The organism is Sphingomonas sp. Xoc002, from assembly GCF_050408055.1.
Taxonomy (GTDB): domain Bacteria; phylum Pseudomonadota; class Alphaproteobacteria; order Sphingomonadales; family Sphingomonadaceae; genus Sphingomonas; species Sphingomonas yabuuchiae.
Genome location: NZ_CP191175.1, coordinates 1 through 20,505, shown reverse-complemented (window position 1 = coordinate 20,505; position 20,505 = coordinate 1). Strand labels below are relative to the sequence as shown.

Sequence of the window (20,505 nt, the reverse complement as noted above, 5' to 3'; positions counted from 1 at the left end):
GTTCCTCCTCGCTCGACCATCATCGCGTGTCTGCACGACCGTTTAATGACGAGCACATGGGATGGGACGAACTCCAGGCATCGATCGCGGCCCAGCCCTGAAACACCCTGCGCAACCGACGAAAGCGTTGCGCATTCATCCCGCCCAATGCGATTCGCGGCAGACCGAGCTCGCGTCCGATTCGCATTGCCCTTGCCAAGCCCAGTGCCGGAGCGCCCGGATGCGAGCGCGTGGGAAAGACCGGCGAGACGAACAAAAGGTCGGCCCCGGCCTTCCATCCCGCCACCGCTTCCGCCCGATCATGCGCAGGCCAGCTTCGCAGCCCCCTGCCCCGCCTTGCCTTATGCACACCATCGCCGGGCAAACCCCCTCCCGCGATCAGCAGAACCAGCCCCCGCGCTTTGGCGATTCGCCGGACGCGGCGGTGAATCGCACGCCGCTCGGCCGGGGGCGTCGCGTGGTGACGGAACACCACCCCCGATCCGGGCGGCAGCCTGCGCAGCGCGGTCCAAAGCCCCTCCCCCAGCCGCTCGTCGGTCATCAGCCATGTCACGGGGTATCGGTCGGCCATCGGGGGCATTATAGCGCCGGGCATGACCGACGACAGCGTTTCCCGCCTTGCCACCGTCTCCGCCCAGCTTCAGCACGCCGCGAAGCTCGGGCAGCATGCGACCCCGACTCTGATCGCGGTGTCGAAGACGCATGATGCCGACACGATCCGCCCGCTGCTGGAGGCCGGACATCGCGTCTTCGGCGAAAACCGGGTGCAGGAGGCCGCCGCCAAATGGCCCGACCTGCGGGCGGCCTATCCGGGCGTCGAACTCCATCTGATCGGCCAACTTCAATCGAACAAGGCCGCCGATGCGGTCGCGTTGTTCGATGTGATCCACACCGTCGACCGCCCCTCGCTGATCGCCGCGCTAGCCGAGGCGATGGACAAGAGCGGAAAGCGGCCCGACTGCTTCCTTCAGGTCAATATCGGCGACGAGGACCAGAAGGGCGGCTGTGCCATCGCCGAGGCTCCTGCGATGCTGGAGGCGGCCCGCAGTGCCGGCCTTCCCATCATCGGCCTGATGGCGATCCCGCCGCACGGGCTGGACGCCGCCCCCTATTTCGCCCTGCTCGCCAAGATGGCGCGCGAACTGGGGCTGGCGAAGCTCAGCATGGGCATGTCCGAGGATTATGAGGTCGCCGCGATGCTCGGCGCCAGCCATGTCCGCATCGGCAGCGCCTTGTTCGGAGCGCGCGCATGAGCCGCTTCGCCGCCCTTCTGTTCGACTTCGACGGTGTCCTGATCGACAGTGAATATGAGGGCAATCGCCACCTCGCCGAATGGCTGACCGCCAACGGCCACCCGCATTCTCCACAGGAAGCGATGCACCATTATATGGGGCTGGCGGGCGAGGACTTCATCGCGACGATCGAGGGACGTATCGGCCACACCCTGCCCGAGAGCTTCTACGAAGCGCGCCGGGCCGAGGATGTGCGCGCCATGGCCGAGGGCGTGGCGGCGATCGGCGGCGCGGTGGCGTTCGTGAAGTCGCTTCCCGCCGATTTTCCCAAGGCGATCGTCTCGTCCAGCCCGACCGTCTGGATCGACCAGCATCTGCGCCATATCGGCCTGCGCGACCTGTTCGGCGAGCATATCTATAGCGGCCGCGAGCATGTGACGCGCGGCAAGCCCGCCCCCGACCTCTATCTCCATGCAGCCGAGCAGCTGGGCGTACGGATCGCGGATTGCGCGATCCTGGAGGACTCCCCGGTCGGTGCGACCGGCGCGGTGGCCAGCGGCGGCCATGTCATCGGCATGTGCATGGGCACGCATTGCGCCATCGGCCATGACCAAAGACTGCGGGACATCGGCGTCGCCGCGATCGCGCAGGATTATGAGGACGTCCGCCGCGAACTGGGGTTCTGAAGCCCCTCCTCATCCTTCCGTTCACGCTGAGCGGAAGTTGGGGAGTGGGTTCAGGCGGAACCCACTCCCTCAAAAATCAAAGGAAAATTGCGCCGGTCCTAAAAGGATGCTGGCGTATCCCTTTCAAATACCCTCACCTGTCAGGCGCTGGCATACCATGTCCAGCTGATCGAGCGTCGAATAGCTGAGGGTCAGCGTGCCCCCCTTCTCGCCATGCGCGATACGCACCGACAGGCCGAGAAGATCGGCAAGCTGTCCCTCCAGGGCGGCGATATCGGCATCCGCCGCGTCCTGCCCCGGCGGCAGTTTGGCGGCGCCCTTCTCGCCCTCGTCCGATCCCTTGCGACCGCCACCCTTGGCTTCGCGGGTCAGCTTCTCGGTCTCACGAACGCTCAGGCCGCGCGCGATGACCTGATCGGCCAGCGCCTCGACCTCGTTCGCGCCCAGCAGCGCACGGGCATGGCCCATCGACAGCGCGCCGCTGACCACTTGCCCCTGCACCGTATCGGGCAGTTCGAGCAGGCGCAGCAGATTGGCGACATGGCTGCGCGACTTGTGGACGATCTTGGCCAGCGCTTCCTGGGTATGACCGAACTCGCCCGCCAGCCGCTGATAGGCCTGCGCCTCTTCGATGGCGTTCAGGTCCTGCCGCTGGATATTTTCGATCAGCGCGACTTCGAGCGTCTGAGCATCGTCGAAGTCCCGGACGACGACCGGCACCTCGTGCAACCGCGCACGCTGGGCCGCACGCCAACGGCGTTCGCCCGCGACGATCTGATAGTCCTTGCCATGCGGGCGCACGACGATCGGTTGGATCAGTCCGCGCGCCGCGATGGAGGCTGCAAGTTCGTCGAGCGCGGCTTCCTCGAAATGGCGGCGCGGCTGATCGGGATGCGGCTGCAACGAGCCGACGGGCAGCATCCGCACGCCCCCCGGCGTCGGCTGATCGCCCGGCCGAATCGGCGCTTCGCGCGCGATATCGCCGAGCAAGGCGCCCAGACCGCGGCCCAGACCGGGACGCGGACGCTTTGCTGTGGTCTCGCTGCTCATGCCGCCGCCGCTCCCGGCTGGTGGCCGAGCGGCAGGCGCGCGATCAGCTCGCGGGCCAACGCGATATAGGCCTGGCTGCCGACGCAGCGATGGTCATAGATCAACGCGGGCAGGCCATGGCTGGGCGCCTCCGACAGCCGGACGTTGCGCGGTATCACCGTATCGAACACTACACCCCCCAAAACGGCGCGCACATCGGCCGACACCTGGTCGGTCAGCCGGTTGCGCCGGTCATACATCGTCAAGGCCACGCCCAGGATCGCAAGGCCCGGATTGAACCGCGCACGGATCCGCTCGACCGTGGTCAGCAGCTGCGACAGACCTTCCAGCGCAAAAAACTCGCATTGCAGCGGCACGAACAACGAGTCGGACGCCACCATGGCGTTGATCGTCAGCAGTCCCAGCGAGGGCGGGCAATCGACCAGCACGATGTCCCAATTGCCCTGCGTCCGGCGCAGCGCATGGTCCAGCCGGTGCGTGCGATTCTCGAAATCGACCAGCTCCAGCTCGGCGCCCGACAGGTCGACCGTGGCGGGTACGACGTCCAGACGCGGCACCTGGCTGTGCACCACCGCGTCGTCGATCCGCGCCTCGCCCAGCAGCACATGATAGCTGGAGAACATTCGCTGGCTGTTGGGAATGCCCAGCCCCGTCGAGGCATTACCCTGTGGATCGAGATCGATCAGCAGGACGTTCAGCCCCGTCGCCGCCAGCGCGGTGGCAAGATTGATGGCGCTGGTGGTCTTGCCCACCCCACCCTTCTGGTTCGCGATGGCAACGCAGATCATCGGGCCTCTACTCGGTCGAGGATCACGATCGACGATTCCGCCGAGGTGATGCTATGTTCCACGTGAAACACGAAGCGCCATTGCCGCTTGAGGGTCTTGATTTCGCGCTCGTCCAGGCGGCCGCGCGGGAGCAGCCACCGCGTTTCCTGTTTGCCGCAGTGGGCGGCCGCGCGCAAAAGATTTTCGACTGTCGCCACCGCGCGAGCAGAAATAATGTCGGCCTGGAGCGGTACCGCTTCGATCTTGGACGCGTGGACCGTCACCCGGTCCCCCATGCCCAGCCCGTCGACACATTCCTGCAGGAACTCTGCCCGCTTCTTGCGCGGCTCGACCAGCGCGACGCGGCCGGGCCAGGCGATGGCGACGATCATGCCGGGGAAGCCGCCGCCCGTGCCGATATCGATCCACTGGCCATCGGCCCGCTCGGCCAGCGGAATCAGCTGCGCCGAGTCGACCGCATGACGACTCCAGATCGTGCCGATGGTCGAAGGCGAGATGAGGTTCTGCTGGTCGTTTTCCACCACCACACGGTCGAGGAACCAGTCGATCCGCGCCGCTGCATCCTCCCCGAAGCGCTGCACCGCCCAGTCGCGGGCCTGATCCTCGTTCATGCGGCGACCTTTCGAGCGTAGAGAAGCACTGCCGACAGGGCAGCAGGCGTGATGCCGCGAATACGCGATGCCGCCGCCAGGGTGGCGGGGCGCGCGAGGCTGAGCCGGTCGATCATCTCCTGCGACAGACCGGGGATGGCGGCATAGTCGAGTGCAGGTGACAACAGGATTTGCTCATCGGCACGGAGCCGCGCGACCTCTTCCGCCTGTCGTTCGACATAGGGCGCGTAACGCGCGTCCTCCAGCGTCTCGGCCACCACTGCCGGATCACAGCCCTCGGCTGCATCGGGTGCCACATGGGCGAGCGTGACGCCGTCGAAACGCAGCCATTCATAGGCCGTCCGCCGCGCGCCATCCTGCGCGATCGAAGCCCCACCGCGTGCGAGATCGGAGGCGGTGCGAACCACGGACAGCCGCTCGCGCAACGTTGCCTGCTGTTCCTGTCGCTGCCGCCGATGGGTCAGCCGCTCTTCCGAGAGACACCCGGCCGCTTCGGCAATGCCGCCCAGCCGCGTCTCGGCATTGTCCGCACGCAACGACAGACGATACTCGGCGCGTGCGGTCAGCATGCGATAGGGCTCGGTCACGCCCTGCAACACCAGGTCGTCGATCATCACGCCCAGATAGCTCGATGCCCGGTCGAGGACGACAGGCGACAGATCACAGGCATGGGCCGCGGCGTTGAGCCCGGCAATCAGCCCCTGCCCCGCCGCTTCCTCATAGCCGGTCGTGCCATTGATCTGACCGGCGCAGAATACCCCCGCCAAAGCGCCGAGTGCCAGTCGCGCATCGAGGGCACGCGGATCGATATGATCATACTCGACTGCATAGCCCGGCAGCGTGATCACCGCCCTTCCCAGCCCTGGCATGGAGGCGATCATCGCCTCCTGCACATCGGTCGGTAGCGAGGTCGACAGGCCGTTCGGATAGACCAGAGGATCGTCCAGCCCCTCCGGCTCCAGAAAGATCTGGTGGCTGTCGCGGTCGGCGAAGCGTTTGATCTTGTCCTCGATCGACGGGCAATAGCGCGGACCGTTCGCCTCGATCGCGCCCGTGAATAGCGGCGAGCGGTGGAAGGCCGCCGCGATGATCGTATGAGTCTGCTCGGTCGTCCGCGTGATCGCGCAGGCGATCTGGGGCAGTGGCCGGGCCGCCGTCATCGGCGACATGGTCCAGGGATCGGTGTCGGAAGGCTGCTCGTCCAGCTTGGCCCAGTCGATGGTGCGGCCGTCGAGACGCGGCGGCGTGCCGGTCTTCATCCGTGCCATCGGCAAGCCGAGTGCACGGAGCTGCTCGGCCATACGGGTCGCGGCGCGCTCGCCGATGCGACCGCCCAGATGCCGTTCGTCGCCGCGGAACAGCCGTCCGCCCAGGAACGTCCCGGTCGCCAGCACCACCGCACGAGCCGACAGGATCGTGCCGTCGGCCAGCTGCACACCCGCGACCCGATCGCCGTCGAGAACCAGAGCCTCGGCCTCACCCTCGACGATGGTCAAATTGGGTTGCGCCGCGAGCATCGCCTGGATTGCCCCGGCATAGCGCCGCCGGTCCGCCTGCACGCGCGGCCCCTGGACGGCGGTGCCCTTGCTGCGGTTGAGCATCCGATAATGGATCGCACCCATATCCGCCGCGCGGCCGATCAGCCCGTCAAAGGCATCGACCTCCCGCACGATATGGCCCTTCCCCAATCCCCCGATGGCGGGATTGCAGGACATGGCGCCCAGGCCATGACGATCGAAGGACAAAAGGGCCGTCCGCGCACCCCGGCGCGCAGCCGCCGCAGCGGCCTCGGTTCCCGCGTGACCACCACCGATCACTACGACATCAAACATGCCCCCGCCCTACCGGAAGGACCGGGCAGCGTCAAAGCGATCCCCACCAACATTCTATGCTTAACGTTCCACGTGGAACAATTACTTGCCGAGGCAAAAGCGCCCGAACAGTGCATCGAGCATCGTTTCGGTCGCACTGACGCCCAGCACTTCCGCCAGCGCCTGTCGTGCCACCCGCAATTCCTCCGCCATCAAAAGGATGTCATCGCTCGGCGCGGCGATCAACGCATTGGCGGCGCGGCGGCATTGGTCCTGCTGATGCCGCTTGAATCCGATCGCATCTTCGCGCGGCAGCAGTCCGGTGGCGGTCTCCGCAATCGCGTCCCAGACGCTGGCTACACTGCTCCCCTCATCACGTCGCACGGCCAGCCGCCGCCCCTCGGGCAGCCCCTCCCGCCCCGGCAAATCCGCCCGCGAATGGAGCCAGATCGCATCGCCACGCGGCGGAGGCGTGTCGGCCATCCACAACAGGATGTCCGCCTGAAGGATCGCCTCTTGCGCGCGGGTTACGCCGATCGCCTCGATCACGTCATCGGTATCTTCGGCCAGTCCGGCGGTATCGGTCAGCACATAGGCCACCCCGCCCCGCAGCACGCTCGCCTCGATCCGGTCACGGGTCGTGCCCGCGATCGGCGAGACGATGGCCGCCTCGCGCTCGACCAGCAGGTTGAGCAAGGTCGACTTGCCGCTATTGGGCGGCCCGGCCAGCACCACGCGGATACCGTCGTGAAGCCGGTCGACCGGCGGCCGCTCGACCACCTCCAGCATGGCGATAGCCAGATCGTGCATCTCGCTTTTGATCCGCGCCACCGCCGCCTGATCGAGCGGCACGTCATCCTCTTCGGCGAAATCGAGCATCGCCTCGATCATCGCCGACAGCATCGCCAGCCGATCCATCCAGCCGCGCACCGCCTGGCTCACCCGCCCTTCGACCGCACCGATCGCGGCGCGGCGCTGGCGTTCGGTCTGTGCTTCCAGAAGATCGGCCAGCCCTTCCGCCTCGGCCAGATCGATCCGGCCATTCAGCAAAGCGCGACGGGTAAACTCGCCCGGCTCGGCACGGCGAACGCCCGGCTGTTCTGCCAAGGCCCGCTCGACCGCTGCCACCACCGCGCGACCGCCATGGCAGTGCAGTTCGATCAGATCCTCGCCGGTCGCCGTCGCCGGGCCGGGAAAGGAGAGCAGCAACGCCGAATCCAGCACTGCCCCCGCCCCATCCTTCAACGTCCGCAGGCTCGCGCGACGGGCCTCGGGCAACCGTCCGCCCAGCCGCTCGGCGGCTGCGAAGGCCGCCGGGCCGCTCACACGGATCACCGCGATGGCGGCCGGCGGCTGTCCGCTGGAGACGGCGAAGATCGTGTCGGTCATGCTCAGGGTCAGCCCTTCTGCCCCTCGAACATCCGGCGCCACATGGACATGCCCGCCTCGCCCATCGGTGCCCAGTTGCGCATCATCGCCTCGATCATCTCAGGCTTCACGCCGGACTGCATTGTGTCGAGCATCATCTGGACATAGCGTTCATGGATCGGCGTCAGGTCGGGCAGGCCCATGGCGCGGCGCGCCTCTTCGGGCGTGCAGTCGATTTCCACATTCACTTTCATGCGCCATCCTCCATCACGCGACCAAGAACGGCATAAGGCGTTATCGTCGCGACGACCACAGGAGACCCGCATGACTGCCACCAAGACCATCGCCGCCACCCACGGCGAAGGCCAGTTCAACGCCTATTATGCCGAACCGGAGGGTCAGCCGACCGCCGCGATCATCGTCATCCAGGAAATTTTCGGCGTGAATGCGGGCATCCGCCGCAAATGCGATACGCTGGCCGAGGCGGGCTATCTGGCCGTCGCCCCCGATCTTTTCCACAAGATCGCCCCCGGCATCGAGCTGGATCCCGACGTCCCCAACGAGATGCAACAGGCACTCGACCTGATGGGCCAGTTCGATCAGGACGGCGGCATTCGCGATATCGAGGCGACGATCGAGGCGATCCGCGACGAGCATGGCGCGGACTTCAAGGTCGGCGTCGTCGGCTATTGCCTGGGCGGGCGACTGGCCTTCATGACCGCCACGCGCACCGATGTGGATGCCAGTGTCGGCTATTATGGCGTCGGCATCGACGGCCTGCTGGGCGAGAAGCACGCCATCGCCAAGCCGGTCCTGCTCCACATTCCGCAGGAGGATCACTTCGTCGACAAGGACGCGCAAGCGCGGATGCATGAGGGGCTGGACGATCACCCCAAGGTCACGCTGTATGATTATGCCGGTGAGGATCACGGCTTCGCGACCGAGTTCGGTCAGCGTCGGTCGGATGAGTCCGCCAAGCTGGCGGACGAACGCACCATGGCGTTCTTTGCGGAGCATCTCCGCTGATATGAAAAGGGGGGAGCCAGCCGCTCCCCCCTTCCCCGTTACGCCGCCTTGGCCAGGGCCTCGGCGATCAGTTTGCGGCTGTTATCCACACCGTAAAGCGCGATGAAGCTCCCCATGCGCGGCCCTTGCGCCGAGCCCAGCAGCGTTTCGTACAGCGCCTTGAACCAGTCGCGCAGCGACGGGAAGGCGTCGGTCTTGCCGATCTCATAGACGATATTCTGGATGTCCTCGGCGGTCGCGCCCTCGGGCAGCGCCGCGAGTTGTGCATCCAGCTGGCGCAGCGCCTCCGCCTCATGCGGCTCGGGCGCGCGGCGCTGGAGCGTGGGCGCGACGAAATCGCGGGCATAGGCCAGCGCATGGTCGATCAGCCGGTCGAGCTCGGGATATTTCTCCGCCGACGCTTCCGGAACGTAATTGGCGAGATAACCCCAGACCTGTTCCTTGGTCGCCTCGCCCATCACGCCGACCAGATTGAGCAGCAGCCCGAACGTCACCGGCAGCTCGCCCTCGGGCAGCTTGCCGTCATGGATATGGTGGACCGGATTGCCCAGCTGCTCCTTGAGCGACTGATTGGGATAGTTGACCCGGAACTGCCAATATTCGTCCACAGCCCGTGGGATGACGCCCATGTGCAGCTGCTTGGCCTTTTTCGGCTCGCGATAGGCGAAGAAGGCCAGGCTCTCCTCCGGCCCATAGGTCAGCCACTGGTCGAGGCTGAGGCCGTTGCCCTTCGACTTGGAGATCTTCTCGCCATGCTCGTCGAGGAACATCTCATAGTTGAAGCCCTCCGGAGGACGGCCGCCGAGTACGCGCGCAATCTTGGACGACTGGGTGACCGAGTCGATCAGGTCCTTGCCCGCCATCTCGTAATCCACACCCAGCGCCACCCAGCGCATCGCCCAGTCGACCTTCCATTGCAGCTTGGACAGGCCGCCCAGCGCCGACTGGACGATCCGCTCGCCCTCGTCCTCGAAGGCGATCAGCCCGGCTTCGGCGTCGATCACCTCGACCGGCACCTGCAACACGATGCCCGACTTGGGGCTGATCGGCAGGACCGGCGAATAAGTCGCGCGGCGCTCGGCACGCAGCGTCGGGAGCATCACGTCCTGGATGCCCTGGAAATGCTTGAGCACCAGCCGTAGCGCATCGTCGAACCGGCCGGACGTGTAGTATTCCGTCGACGAGGCGAACTCATAATCGAAACCATAGCGGTCGAGAAACTGGCGCAGCAGCGCGTTGTTGTGCGCAGCGAAGCTGTCGAACTTCTCAAACGGATCGGGCACCTGGGTCAGCGGCTTGCCGAGATGCTCGCGCAGCATTTCCTGGTTCGGCACATTGTCCGGCACCTTGCGCAGACCGTCCATATCGTCCGAAAAGGCGATCAGCCGGGTCTTCTGATCCGACAGCGCGTGGAAGGCATTGCGGACCATGGTGGTGCGCAGCACTTCGTTGAACGTGCCGATATGCGGCAGGCCCGATGGGCCATAACCAGTTTCGAACAGGATCGGCGCACCGCCCGGCTTGCCCTCGGGATAGCGTTTGAGGAGCTTGCGAGCCTCCTCATAGGGCCAGGCCTTGGACTCGAGAGCGGTGGAGCGGAGTTCGTCTGTCATGGATTTGCCTCTGGCAAGCCGGGGCGTGATGCACAATGCATTTTGCGATTTCCACGGACCGCTCCCGGTTCATGCACAGAGTTATCCACAGGGTTAGGTTGTTCCACGTGGAACAGATGGGATCGTACTGTTTGGCCCTCCCTCCCCCATCCCCTCCCGCTTGCGGGAGGGGCGTGCCTAGTTGAAAGGACAAGCGCGCCTCATGCGGTAAGCCCCTCCCGCAGGCGGGAGGGGTTTGGGGAGGGCCAGCCCCAAGCACCCCAGCACATAACAACGGACAAATCCCCGTTGCCAACCTGTTCCCACTCCCCCACATCGAAAACGTGACTTCACTCCCCCACCCCGCCCTTCATGCCAGCCATAGCGGTGTGTGGATTTCCACCGGGGGACAGACCCGTGCCGTCTCACGCGGCGAGGCGATCGGGCTGGCGTCGGAAACGCCGGTCATCCTGCTCAACGCGCCGTTGATCGGCCAGCGACTGGGCTATGCCGAACTGTCCGGGCTCGACATCCTGGAGCTCTTCGCCTTTCTGCGCCCCGCCCAATTCGCGGTCCCGACGCCGCACGGCCTCGCCCGCGCCTGTGGATTGGAACCACCGGAAAGCGATGCGGACGTGGCCGCCTTCCTGCTTCGGGCGAGTGAGAAGCTGCTCGCCGTGCCGGACGGAGCCTGGCCCGAACGCGAAGGGGCCTGGACGGCTGCGCAAAGCCTTGCCCGACTACGCTGGCCCTGGGCGCCGCTGATCGGCCCACGCCTCACCCGGCCGGAGCACAACGAGCGCTGGCTGTTCAGCGCGCTGCCTGAATGGGAGGAGGACGCCCCCCGTCCCGCCCCGCGCACCATCGACCTGCCGCCGCAGGATTCGGAGGAACGGCTGCGACGCCTGACCGGCGACGGGGCCGAGGAACGCCCGGGGCAGCGCGCCTATGCCGCCGCCGTCACCGCGGCCTTCGCCCCGCGCGCGGTGCGGGACACGCCGAATATGGTGCTGGCCGAGGCGGGAACCGGTATCGGCAAGACGCTCGGCTATCTCGCCCCCGCCAGCCTCTGGGCCGAGCGGGCGGGCGGCGCGGTGTGGATCTCGACCTATACCAAGGCGCTGCAACGCCAGTTGAGCGGGGAGACGGCGCGTATTTTCCCGGATGCCGTGCTGCGCAAGGAACGTGTCGTCACCCGCAAGGGCCGTGAGAATTATCTGTGCCTGCTCAATCTGGAGGATGCGCTGCAAGGCGGGTTCGCCGGACGCGCGGCGGTGCTGGCGCAGCTGGTCGCACGCTGGGCGGCCTATACCGCCGATGGCGACATGGTCGGGGGTGACCTGCCCGGCTGGCTGACCACCTTGTTCCGTCGCAACGGCTCGGCCGCATTGACCGACCGGCGCGGGGAGTGCGTCTATGCGGGCTGCCCGCATTACCGGAAATGCTTCATCGAGCATGCGGCGCGCGCCTCGGTGCAGGCGGACATCGTCATCGCCAATCACGCACTGGTCATGGTCAACGCCGCACGCGGTCGCGAGACTCAGACTCGGCCGACGCGCTACGTCTTCGACGAGGGCCATCATCTGTTCGACGCGGCGGACTCGATGTTCGCCACCGCGCTGACCGGATCGGAGACGATCGAGCTACGCCGCTGGATACTCGGCCCCGAAGCCGGATCGCGGGGCCGCCGCCGTGGCCTCGCCGCGAGACTGTCCGATGTCGCCAGCTATGACGAGGGCGGCAACCGCGCGATCGGCGATGCGGTGCAGGCGGCGCATGCGCTGGCGAGCGAAGGCTGGCTGGGACGACTGGCGGAGGGCCAGCCTTTCGGCCCCATCGAGGCGTTGCTGGCAGCGGTACGTGGGCTCGCCTTTGCCCGCGCCGAGCAACCGGGCGATGCAGGTTATGGCCTGGAGACCGAACTGGCCGATCCCTCGCCCGCGCTGATCGAGGCCGCCGGGCCCGCCGCCCATGCGCTCGACGCGCTGCTGCGGCCGCTCGTGACCTTGGGCCAGCGACTGGAGGCGGTGTTACAGGAAGCCCCCGACTGGCTCGACGGGCAAGCGCGCGCGCGGGTGGAAGGCGCCATCGCCTCGATCGCATGGCGCGCGGAGACGGTGGCCGCCTGGCTGTCGCTGCTCGCGCGGATCGGCGGGCCGGTCGATCCCGATTTCGTCGATTGGCTGGCGGTCGATCGGGTCGAGGGGCGCGAATATGATATCGGGCTGCACCGCCACTGGCTCGACCCCACCCGCCCCTTTGCCGAGATCGTGCTGAAGCCTGCGCATGGCGCGCTCGTCACCTCGGCGACCTTGCGGGCCGGGGGAAATTGGGACGTGGCGGAGGCGCGGACGGGCGCGCCGCATCTGGCGCGTGGCCCCGCCCATTTTGTCGCCGAGAGCCCGTTCGATTATCCGACCCGCGCCGAAGTGCTGATCGTCACCGATGTGAAGCGCGGTGATATTCCACAACTCGCCAATGCCTATGCGCGGCTGATCGCGGCGGCCAAGGGCGGGACGCTGGGGCTGTTCACCGCGATCCGGCGGTTGCGCGGCGTGCATGGCCGGATCGCCGACCGGCTCGCGCGCGACGGGCTGGCGCTGCACGCGCAGCATGTCGATCCGATCGACACCGGCACGCTTGTGGATATCTTTCGCGACGATCCATCGGCGTCGCTGCTCGGCACCGATGCGTTGCGCGACGGAGTGGACGTGCCCGGCTCGTCGCTGCGGCTGGTGGTGATGGAGGGCGTGCCGTGGCCCAAGCCGACCGTGCTGCACGCCGCGCGCAAGCTGGCGGGCGGCGGCAGCGCCTATGACGACCGGATCGTGCGCGCGCGGTTGGCGCAGGCGTTCGGCCGGTTGATCCGGCGCGCCGATGACCGGGGGGCGTTCGTGCTGCTGTCCGCCGCCATGCCGTCGCGGCTGCTCGACGCCTTTCCCCCCGGTGTCGCGATTTCCCGCGTGACGCTCGACGAAGCGGTCGCGCGGGTCGCGGGGCGGCTTTCCTCCGACGCGCCGATAGGGCATGGGGATAGCCAAATCCTGCCAGCCGCCGCGACGGAGTTTCCGGATCGATGAAGACGCTGACGCTCCTTCGCCATGCCAAGTCGAGCTGGGACGATCCCGTCGCCCGCGATTTCGATCGTCCGCTCAATGCCAAGGGACGGCGCGCGGCAGCGATGATCGGGCGGCATCTGAAGGCCGAAGGGTTCGCGTTCGACCATGTCCTCGCGTCCCCCGCCGTGCGGGTGATCGAAACGCTGGACGAGGTGTGGAGCGGTTACGGCCAAAAGCTGGAGCCGGTATGGAACAAGGCGATGTACCTGGCCTCCGCCCCCAGCCTGCTCGATCTGGTCCAGGCGATGCCCGACGCAGCGGACCATGTGTTGATGGTCGGGCATAATCCGGGGCTGGAGGATCTGGTCCTCGACCTGACGCTCGACGGCGAATTGCGCGAGCGGGTGGAGGACAAATACCCGACCGCGACGGTGGCGCAGATGACCTTGCCGGTCGATCGCTGGGCCGAGGTGCGGGCACATAGCGCGACGCTGGTGGCGTTCATCCGGCCGCGCGATCTGGACCCGACGCTGGGGCCGGATACGCCGTAGCCCGCCCGCCCCTCCACCACCGGGCCGACGCCCGGCGGTCCCCCTCCCCAAGCGAACTTGGGGAGGAATAAGCTCACCCCTTCCCTTCCAGCTTCGCCTTCAGCCCAGCCAGCGCGCCGAACGGCCCCGCTTCGTCCTCGCTGATCACGCCCGCTTCCTTCAGAGTTGCCGCCGCGTTCGGGCTGCGCGGGAAGGGATCGAGTGAGAGGGCCATGGTTTCGGCCGCCGCTTCGCCCAGGTCGATCGTGCCGCCCTCGATCTCGATCGTGTCGAGCGAATCCTCGGACAGTTCGATTTCCTCGTCCGCACCATGCCCCGTGGGTTCGACGAAGCGCAGGGCGACCGGTTCGTCGACCTTGGCCGGGACCGGGTCGCCCGTCACCGAACAGGGCTGAACCACCGACCCGCGCACCGTGCCGGTGACCAGGATGCCCGCCGCATCGCGCCGCACGACCAGATCGGCCGACAGTGCTTCGACCGAGAGCAGCCCGAACCGCCCGGCCAGCGCCCGGCGTTCGTCCGCAGTCGTGTCGATCGAGACGGGCTTTTCGCGCTCACCGATCGTGTCGATCTTTTCGGGGCGGCTCCATTCGGGGGTCACGGCAGGTCTCCAAGGGTCAATCGGGCGAGCGAAACGGCCGCCAGTTGCTCATGTAGGGTGCGAAGCGCGTCACGAACATGGGCAACGGCATCCGTATCCGCGGGTGCCGCGCCGCGATACAGGTTGCGGACCAAGGCGGCGTCCATCATCGCCTTATCCCCGGCCAGCCCCTCGCGATAGGCGGTCAGGCGCCCTCCCAGCATCGCCATCATCTTGCCGATATGCTTGCCGACCACGATGTCGCCGATGCCGAGTTCGCGAAGCTGTCCGTCCATATCGGTGACGAAGCGCTCGGTCAGCCGCGCGGCGGGCGCCACGCCCTCGGGCTCGGCCTCCAGCCGGATCAGCACCACCGACAGGACCGCCGCGATCATGTCGAACCGGCCATCGACCGTATCGGGCACCGCCCCGTCCAGATACCAATGCTCCGCCCGCGCACGCAGCACGATGGCGTTGTACAGCGGCAGCGCCGCATCCGCGTCCCGCCCGAAATAGCGGGCGATCCCCTGCTTGAGCCAGCCCCAGGCCATGTGCCCCTCCCCTTCCTGCCCGCACGACCGGTTGCGCGCGAATTGCTTGTATGCGCCTTTCCCTTGGCATATCGAGGGGGTGACGGTCGAGCGGATCGACCGCCTGTATAGCTGCCTGTGCGGCCGATCGTCCGGCCCGGAGATAATGATGAGCGTTTCTTCCACCCGCGCCCTCGGGCTGGGCCTGATCATGGCCCTGGCGGCGTCGGCCTGTACGCCGCTGCGGTCGCATCAGGGTTATGTGGTCGATGTCGATCTCGTCAACTCGATCCAGCCGGGCGTCGACAACCGCCAGTCGGTGCTCCAGACGCTGGGCACGCCGACCATCTCCAGCCAGTTCGGCGGTGGCGACTGGTATTATGTCGCCCGCGACAGCCGCAACCTGGGCTATACCCTGCCCAAGCCCGTGTCGCAGATCACATTGCAGATCAGCTTCGACCAGGCGGGCAACGTCGCGACGATCCGCCGCGCCGGTGTCGACCAGGTCGCCGACATCTCGCCCTACGGCAAGACCACGCCGACCCTGGGTCGCCAGCGCGGCTTCTTCCAGGATCTGTTCGGCAATATCGGCGCAGTCGGTGCGCCGGGTGCCGGTGGCGGCCAGGGCGGCGGCATGGGTGGCGGGCGTACCCGGCCGTAATCCCGACCAATTTTCCCTCGCTCCGTTCGCACTGAGCGAGGTCGACGTGCACGTTCCAACGTTGGCCTAAGGATTCCCTTGGCCTTCGACTTCGGTGCAAAGCACCGAAGTTTATCCTAAGCGGCTGGCTGGCCAGCCAGCCGAAGGGCTCAGGCTGAACGGAAGTTGGGGATAAGGCGGAGGCGACCGGTGCCCCCCGTTTGGCCGCGTCGCGTGTTAAGCAACGACGCGGCCGTGCCGTGCTTGGACCGGCACGATCCCGAAAGGGGGTGGGATCGGGCGTGCTAACGCCCCAAAACGAAAATGGGTTCGCAAGCGGGCCTGTTTGCCGCCAGCGAACCCATCAAACCGTAGCGTCGGTGGGGGACTGAGCCCCCCAACCCTTACTGGTTCATCGAGTCGAAGAAATCCTCGTTGGTCTTCGAGTTCTTCATCTTGTCGAGCAGGAACTCCATCGAGTCGATCGTGCCCATCTGCATGAGGATGCGGCGCAGCACCCACATCTTGGACAGCTTGTCCTTCTCGACCAGCAGCTCTTCCTTGCGGGTGCCCGACTTGCCGACGTCCATCGCCGGGAAGATGCGCTTGTCCGCCACCTTGCGGTCGAGGACGATTTCCGAATTGCCGGTGCCCTTGAACTCTTCGAAGATCACCTCGTCCATGCGGCTGCCCGTGTCGATCAGCGCGGTGGCGATGATCGAGAGCGAACCGCCCTCCTCGATATTGCGCGCCGCACCGAAGAAGCGCTTGGGACGCTGGAGCGCATTGGCGTCGACACCGCCGGTCAGCACCTTGCCCGACGACGGGACCACGGTGTTGTAGGCGCGGCCCAGACGGGTGATCGAGTCGAGCAGGATGACGACATCCTTCTTGTGCTCGACCAGGCGCTTGGCCTTTTCGATCACCATCTCGGCGACCTGGACGTGGCGCTGCGCCGGTTCGTCGAAGGTCGAGGAGACGACTTCGCCGCGCACCGAGCGCTGCATGTCGGTAACTTCTTCTGGACGCTCGTCGATGAGGAGGACGATCAGGAAGACTTCCGGGTGATTGTCGGTGATCGCCTTGGCGATGTTCTGCAACATCACCGTCTTACCCACGCGCGGGGGCGCGACGATCAGCGTGCGCTGGCCCTTGCCCTGAGGCGAGACGATATCGATGACACGCGCCGACTTGTCCTTCTGGGTCGGATCGGCGGGGTCGAGGATCAGCTTCTGCTCGGGATAGAGCGGGGTGAGGTTGTCGAAATTGACGCGGTGACGAACCGCCTCCGGATCGTCGAAATTGACGCTGGTCAGCTTGGTCAGCGCGAAATAGCGCTCGCCGTCCTTGGGCGCGCGGATCTCGCCTTCCACCGTGTCGCCGGTGCGCAGGCCGTGCTTGCGCACCTGATTGGGCGAGACATAGATATCGTCCGGCCCGGCAAGGTAATTGGCTTCCGGCGAGCGGAGGAAGCCGAAACCGTCGGGCAGCACTTCGATCGTGCCCAGGCCCATGATCTGGTCGCCCTTCTCCGCCTGCTCCTTCAGGATGGCGAACAGCAGGTCCTGCTTGCGCAGCGTGGACGCGCTCTCGACCCCCAATTCCTCGGCCAGCTGCACGAGGTCGGCGGGGGTTTTCTTCTTGAGGTCTTTCAGATGCATGATCGGTCCGGATGGTCGGAGGGCGTCGGTCGGCGAGGATCGCGGCGAAACGAGGCTGTCGATAAGGAAGCGTACCCGACGCGAGGACCGCGCCGTACGGGGGAGGAGTTAGGATTGGGGGTGCCCCAAGTCAATGGGGAAAGCCCATCGCCCCTTGAGACTCACGCCCCTCCCGCAGGCGGGAGGGGATGGGGGAGGGAAAGCCGCGAGCGCTGGTCTCGGTGAGACTCCCTGCCCTCCCCCAACCCCTCCCGTTTACGGGAGGGGGGCAGAAGGGGGTGCCTCCCGCAGGCGGGAGGGGAGTAAGAACAAAACTGACCAGCCTTAAAACGGCTTGATCACCACCAGCACGACGATGATTGTCGCCGCCAGCGCGGGCACTTCGTTGATCATGCGCAGCTGCTTGCCCGTCAGCTTCATCTCACCCCGCGTCAGTGTCTTGGAATAGCCGACCATCCAGCCATGATAGCCGCTGAGCAGCAGCACGAAGAACAGCTTGGCATGGAGCCATCCCAGCCCAGGCACCCCCGAGAACAGCCCCAGCGAGCCCGCCAGCAGCAGCCCCAGCACCCAGACCACGATCATCGCCGGGGTCAGGATGATCTTGCGCAGCTTGCCCTCGCGCTCGACCCAGCGCGCCGCATCGGTGGCGTCGCCCGCGACCAGCGCCTCCTGATGATAGACCAGATAGCGCGGCATCATGAACAGCCCGGCCATCCAGAAGATCACGAAGATGATATGCGCCGCCTTCACCCATTCATAGGCGGCCCCCAACAGTCCGATCATCATGCGCTCCGTACGCGGGCGATCAGCCGCTCGACATGCGCGATCGGCGTGTCGGGCAGGATGCCATGGCCCAGGTTGAAGATATGCGGCCGTTCGGTGAAGGCCGCCAGGATATGATCCACCGCCCCGTTCAGCGCCTCGCCCCCGGCGATCAGCGCCAGGGGATCGAGATTGCCCTGCACCGGCAAACCCTTGGGCAGATAGGCGTCGGCCCAGACCGGATCGACCGTCTCGTCCAGCCCGACCGCATCCACGCCCGTCTCCCGCGCATAGGCGGGCAGCTTGCCCCCGGCGCCCTTGGGGAAGCCGATCACCGGCACGCCGGGACAGCGCGCCCGGAAACCCTCGACAATCGCGGCATTGGGCGCGATCACCCAACGCTCGAACTGCGCGGGGGACAGCGAGCCCGCCCAGCTGTCGAACAGCTGCACCGCCTCGACCCCGTTTTCGACCTGTCCGGCCAGATAATCGATGGTCATGGTCACGATCGCATCGATGATCGCCCCGAACCCCGCCGGGTCGGCATAGGCGAAACGCCGCGTCTCGCCCTGATCCTTCGACCCCTGCCCCGCCACCATATAGGTCGCGACCGTCCAGGGAGAGCCCGCAAAGCCCAGGAAGCTGGTCTGTGGGGGCAATTGCGCCTTCACCCCCGCCACGGTGGCATAGACCGGATCGAGCCGCTCAGGGACGCGCTCCAGGGCATTGAGCGCATGATCGACCAGCGCAGGCGCCAGACGTGGCCCCTCCCCCGCCCCGAAGCTGAGGTCCTGCCCCAGCGCCCAGGGGACCATCAGGATGTCGGAGAACAGGATCGCGCCGTCGAACCCGAAGCGACGGATCGGTTGCACCGTCACCTCGGCCGCCGCCGCCGGATCGGTGGCCAAAGCCAGGAAGCCGCCCTTCTCCGCCCGCAGCGCGCGATACTCCGGCAGATAGCGTCCGGCCTGTCGCATGAGCCACATGGGCGGCGTCGCCTGCCGCTCTCCGTTCAGCACGGCGAGCAGGGGCTTTTGAATCGCAACGTCGGTCAGGAGACCCCCCTTCTTCTATTAAAGAAGATTCTAAGAATGGATTGTTGAAGTGGTTGGCACGTTGGTTGTCGGGATTATGCGGCTCTCCCCGATATGCCAACACGTTGACTCATGGGGAATCGCCGATTCAACGGGATTCGGATTCATGACCCCCGTAACTCACAGGCTGTGGAAAAGAATCGGACCTGTGAGATTCATTGTGGACGAATCGGTCGTTATCCACCGCCGGTCCGCCGCTTGGCCGGTCGGCGAAGTTACGCTACCGATTCTTCCCATGTTATCCACAGAGTCATTAGGTCGGTCATGAAGACGCGGCTCCACCTGCACCTCCTGTCCGATTCCACCGGCGAAACGCTGGAGAACATCGCGAAGGCGGCGCTTGCCCAATATGACGATGTGGAAACCGTCCGGCACTTCTGGCCGATGGTGCGTACCGAGAGTCATCTGGAGCGCATCCTGCAGGAGATCGCGCAGAATCCGGGGCTGGTGATCTATACGCTGGTCAACCCGACGACGCGGCGCGTGCTGGAAAGCCGCTGCCACGCGCTGGGCCTGCCGACGGTCGCGCCGCTCGATCCGGTGAATGCCGCGCTGTCGGGGTTGCTGGGCGTGCAGGCCAAGATGCGCCCCGGCCGCCAGCATGTGCTCGACGCCGCCTATTTCGCGCGGGTCGATGCGATCCAGTTCACCATCGCGCATGACGACGGTATCGCGTGGGAGGAATGGGAAGAGGCCGATATCGTGCTGGCGGGTGTCAGCCGTTCGTCCAAGACGCCGACCTCCATCTATCTGGCCAATCGCGGATACAAGACCGCCAACATCCCGATCGTCGTCGAAAGCCCCCCGCCCCCCTTCCTGTTCACGCTGAAAAAGCCGCTGGTCGTGGGGCTGACCACCAGTGCGGACCGGCTGATCGCGATCCGGCGCAACCGGCTGCTCTCGCTGAACCAGGCGCCCGACACCGATTATGTCGAGCAGGAGGCGGTCAATCGCGAACTCACTTTCGCCAGGCGGATGTTCGCCGACAATGACTGGCCGGTGATCGACGTCACCCGCCGCTCGATCGAGGAAACGGCGGCGGCGATCATCTCCCTCGTGAACCAGAGAAAGTCCGACGCATGATCATCCTCGCCTCGCAAAGCGCCTCCCGCCGGGCGATGCTCGACGCGGCGGGCGTGGCCTATGAAGCGTTGCCTGCGCGGGTGGACGAAGCCGGGGTCAAGGCGGCGATGGCCGGGGCTTCCCCGCGCGACCTGTCCGATGCGCTGGCCGAGATGAAGGCGGTAAAGGTCTCCGCCAATGCCGGGCCGGTGCCGGTGCTGGGGTCCGATTCCATCGTCGCGCTCGCCGACGGCACGCTGCTCGACAAGCCGGAGAGCCGCGAGGAGGCGGCCGAGCATCTGGCGCGGATGAGCGGCGGGAGCCACGAGCTGTGGAGCGCCGCCGTCATCGCCGAGCATGGCCGTCCGGTCTGGCGGCATGTCGAGCGCGCCAAGCTCC

At 66.4% G+C, this 20,505-nt stretch carries 21 protein-coding genes; 8 read left to right on the top strand and 13 right to left on the bottom strand.

From position 1 onward, the window contains the following. Nucleotides 1-19: 19 nt before the first annotated feature. On the bottom strand, nucleotides 20-571 hold the full coding sequence (locus tag ACQR50_RS00105) for a thiamine phosphate synthase (protein ID WP_428969337.1): 552 nt from the start codon (nucleotides 569-571) through the stop codon (nucleotides 20-22). 22 nt (nucleotides 572-593) lie between these two features. Between ACQR50_RS00105 and ACQR50_RS00100 the strand changes: the two genes are divergently transcribed. Both ACQR50_RS00100 and ACQR50_RS00095 read left to right on the top strand, forming a co-directional pair. After that, on the top strand, nucleotides 594-1,253 hold the full coding sequence (locus ACQR50_RS00100) for a YggS family pyridoxal phosphate-dependent enzyme (protein WP_428969336.1): 660 nt from the start codon (nucleotides 594-596) through the stop codon (nucleotides 1,251-1,253). Next, nucleotides 1,250-1,918 (top strand): HAD family hydrolase, encoded by a 669-nt coding sequence (locus ACQR50_RS00095; RefSeq protein ID WP_428969335.1) that lies wholly within the window; start codon nucleotides 1,250-1,252, stop codon nucleotides 1,916-1,918. Before ACQR50_RS00100 ends, ACQR50_RS00095 begins: the two co-directional genes overlap by 4 nt. Nucleotides 1,919-2,041: 123 nt before the next feature. Here ACQR50_RS00095 and ACQR50_RS00090 read toward each other — a convergent pair whose 3' ends face one another. The 6 genes from ACQR50_RS00090 to ACQR50_RS00065 form a co-directional block, all read right to left on the bottom strand. Further along, nucleotides 2,042-2,968, bottom strand: a complete 927-nt coding sequence (locus tag ACQR50_RS00090; RefSeq protein WP_184105765.1) for a ParB/RepB/Spo0J family partition protein — start codon at nucleotides 2,966-2,968, stop codon at nucleotides 2,042-2,044. Further along, entirely contained in the window at nucleotides 2,965-3,756 is a 792-nt protein-coding gene (locus tag ACQR50_RS00085) for a ParA family protein (RefSeq protein WP_056438807.1), read from the bottom strand. Before ACQR50_RS00085 ends, ACQR50_RS00090 begins: the two co-directional genes overlap by 4 nt. Further along, nucleotides 3,753-4,367: a 16S rRNA (guanine(527)-N(7))-methyltransferase RsmG gene (gene rsmG / locus ACQR50_RS00080; protein ID WP_428969334.1), complete on the bottom strand. Its 615-nt coding sequence runs from the start codon at nucleotides 4,365-4,367 to the stop codon at nucleotides 3,753-3,755. Before rsmG ends, ACQR50_RS00085 begins: the two co-directional genes overlap by 4 nt. After that, complete coding sequence (gene mnmG, locus ACQR50_RS00075; RefSeq protein ID WP_428969333.1) at nucleotides 4,364-6,199, bottom strand: tRNA uridine-5-carboxymethylaminomethyl(34) synthesis enzyme MnmG; 1,836 nt, start codon at nucleotides 6,197-6,199, stop codon at nucleotides 4,364-4,366. The genes rsmG and mnmG overlap by 4 nt, the downstream gene beginning before the upstream one ends. A gap of 81 nt (nucleotides 6,200-6,280) precedes the next feature. Next, nucleotides 6,281-7,567 (bottom strand): tRNA uridine-5-carboxymethylaminomethyl(34) synthesis GTPase MnmE, encoded by a 1,287-nt coding sequence (gene mnmE, locus ACQR50_RS00070; RefSeq protein WP_428969332.1) that lies wholly within the window; start codon nucleotides 7,565-7,567, stop codon nucleotides 6,281-6,283. An 8-nt stretch (nucleotides 7,568-7,575) separates the two neighbouring features. Further along, complete coding sequence (locus tag ACQR50_RS00065) at nucleotides 7,576-7,800, bottom strand: DUF6489 family protein (protein ID WP_428969331.1); 225 nt, start codon at nucleotides 7,798-7,800, stop codon at nucleotides 7,576-7,578. 70 nt (nucleotides 7,801-7,870) lie between these two features. Between ACQR50_RS00065 and ACQR50_RS00060 the strand changes: the two genes are divergently transcribed. Continuing rightward, nucleotides 7,871-8,572 carry a dienelactone hydrolase family protein gene (locus ACQR50_RS00060; protein ID WP_428969330.1) on the top strand — a complete coding sequence of 234 codons (702 nt, stop codon included), beginning with the start codon at nucleotides 7,871-7,873 and terminating at the stop codon, nucleotides 8,570-8,572. Nucleotides 8,573-8,610: 38 nt separating this feature from the next. Here ACQR50_RS00060 and ACQR50_RS00055 read toward each other — a convergent pair whose 3' ends face one another. Continuing rightward, nucleotides 8,611-10,185 (bottom strand): lysine--tRNA ligase, encoded by a 1,575-nt coding sequence (locus ACQR50_RS00055; protein WP_428969329.1) that lies wholly within the window; start codon nucleotides 10,183-10,185, stop codon nucleotides 8,611-8,613. A 323-nt stretch (nucleotides 10,186-10,508) separates the two neighbouring features. Between ACQR50_RS00055 and ACQR50_RS00050 the strand changes: the two genes are divergently transcribed. After that, entirely contained in the window at nucleotides 10,509-13,244 is a 2,736-nt protein-coding gene (locus tag ACQR50_RS00050; protein ID WP_428969328.1) for an ATP-dependent DNA helicase, read from the top strand. Then, nucleotides 13,241-13,774: a SixA phosphatase family protein gene (locus ACQR50_RS00045; protein ID WP_184105771.1), complete on the top strand. Its 534-nt coding sequence runs from the start codon at nucleotides 13,241-13,243 to the stop codon at nucleotides 13,772-13,774. Before ACQR50_RS00050 ends, ACQR50_RS00045 begins: the two co-directional genes overlap by 4 nt. Nucleotides 13,775-13,847: 73 nt before the next feature. Here ACQR50_RS00045 and ACQR50_RS00040 read toward each other — a convergent pair whose 3' ends face one another. Then, nucleotides 13,848-14,375 (bottom strand): YceD family protein, encoded by a 528-nt coding sequence (locus ACQR50_RS00040; RefSeq protein WP_428969327.1) that lies wholly within the window; start codon nucleotides 14,373-14,375, stop codon nucleotides 13,848-13,850. Next, entirely contained in the window at nucleotides 14,372-14,905 is a 534-nt protein-coding gene (locus tag ACQR50_RS00035; protein ID WP_428969326.1) for a ubiquinol-cytochrome C chaperone family protein, read from the bottom strand. The genes ACQR50_RS00040 and ACQR50_RS00035 overlap by 4 nt, the downstream gene beginning before the upstream one ends. Before the next feature lie 148 nt (nucleotides 14,906-15,053). On the opposite strand from ACQR50_RS00035, the gene ACQR50_RS00030 reads away from it, so the two are divergent. Beyond that, on the top strand, nucleotides 15,054-15,545 hold the full coding sequence (locus ACQR50_RS00030; RefSeq protein WP_056439014.1) for an outer membrane protein assembly factor BamE: 492 nt from the start codon (nucleotides 15,054-15,056) through the stop codon (nucleotides 15,543-15,545). A gap of 383 nt (nucleotides 15,546-15,928) precedes the next feature. On the opposite strand, the gene rho is transcribed toward ACQR50_RS00030, so the two are convergent. The 3 genes from rho to hemE form a co-directional block, all read right to left on the bottom strand. Continuing rightward, the gene (rho, locus tag ACQR50_RS00025; protein WP_042486922.1) at nucleotides 15,929-17,185 is read right to left on the bottom strand and encodes a transcription termination factor Rho; all 1,257 of its coding nucleotides are present in this window, start codon (nucleotides 17,183-17,185) and stop codon (nucleotides 15,929-15,931) included. Nucleotides 17,186-17,509: 324 nt separating this feature from the next. Beyond that, nucleotides 17,510-17,971, bottom strand: coding sequence for a CopD family protein (locus ACQR50_RS00020; RefSeq protein WP_428970742.1), 462 nt, complete (start codon nucleotides 17,969-17,971; stop codon nucleotides 17,510-17,512). Beyond that, on the bottom strand, nucleotides 17,971-18,936 hold the full coding sequence (gene hemE, locus ACQR50_RS00015) for a uroporphyrinogen decarboxylase (RefSeq protein WP_428970741.1): 966 nt from the start codon (nucleotides 18,934-18,936) through the stop codon (nucleotides 17,971-17,973). The genes ACQR50_RS00020 and hemE overlap by 1 nt, the downstream gene beginning before the upstream one ends. 372 nt (nucleotides 18,937-19,308) lie before the next feature. Between hemE and ACQR50_RS00010 the strand changes: the two genes are divergently transcribed. Beyond that, entirely contained in the window at nucleotides 19,309-20,127 is an 819-nt protein-coding gene (locus ACQR50_RS00010; RefSeq protein WP_056438836.1) for a pyruvate, water dikinase regulatory protein, read from the top strand. Further along, nucleotides 20,124-20,505, top strand: a 382-nt coding sequence (locus tag ACQR50_RS00005; RefSeq protein ID WP_428969325.1) for a Maf family protein, incomplete at its 3' end; no start/stop codon positions are given. The genes ACQR50_RS00010 and ACQR50_RS00005, both read left to right, overlap by 4 nt.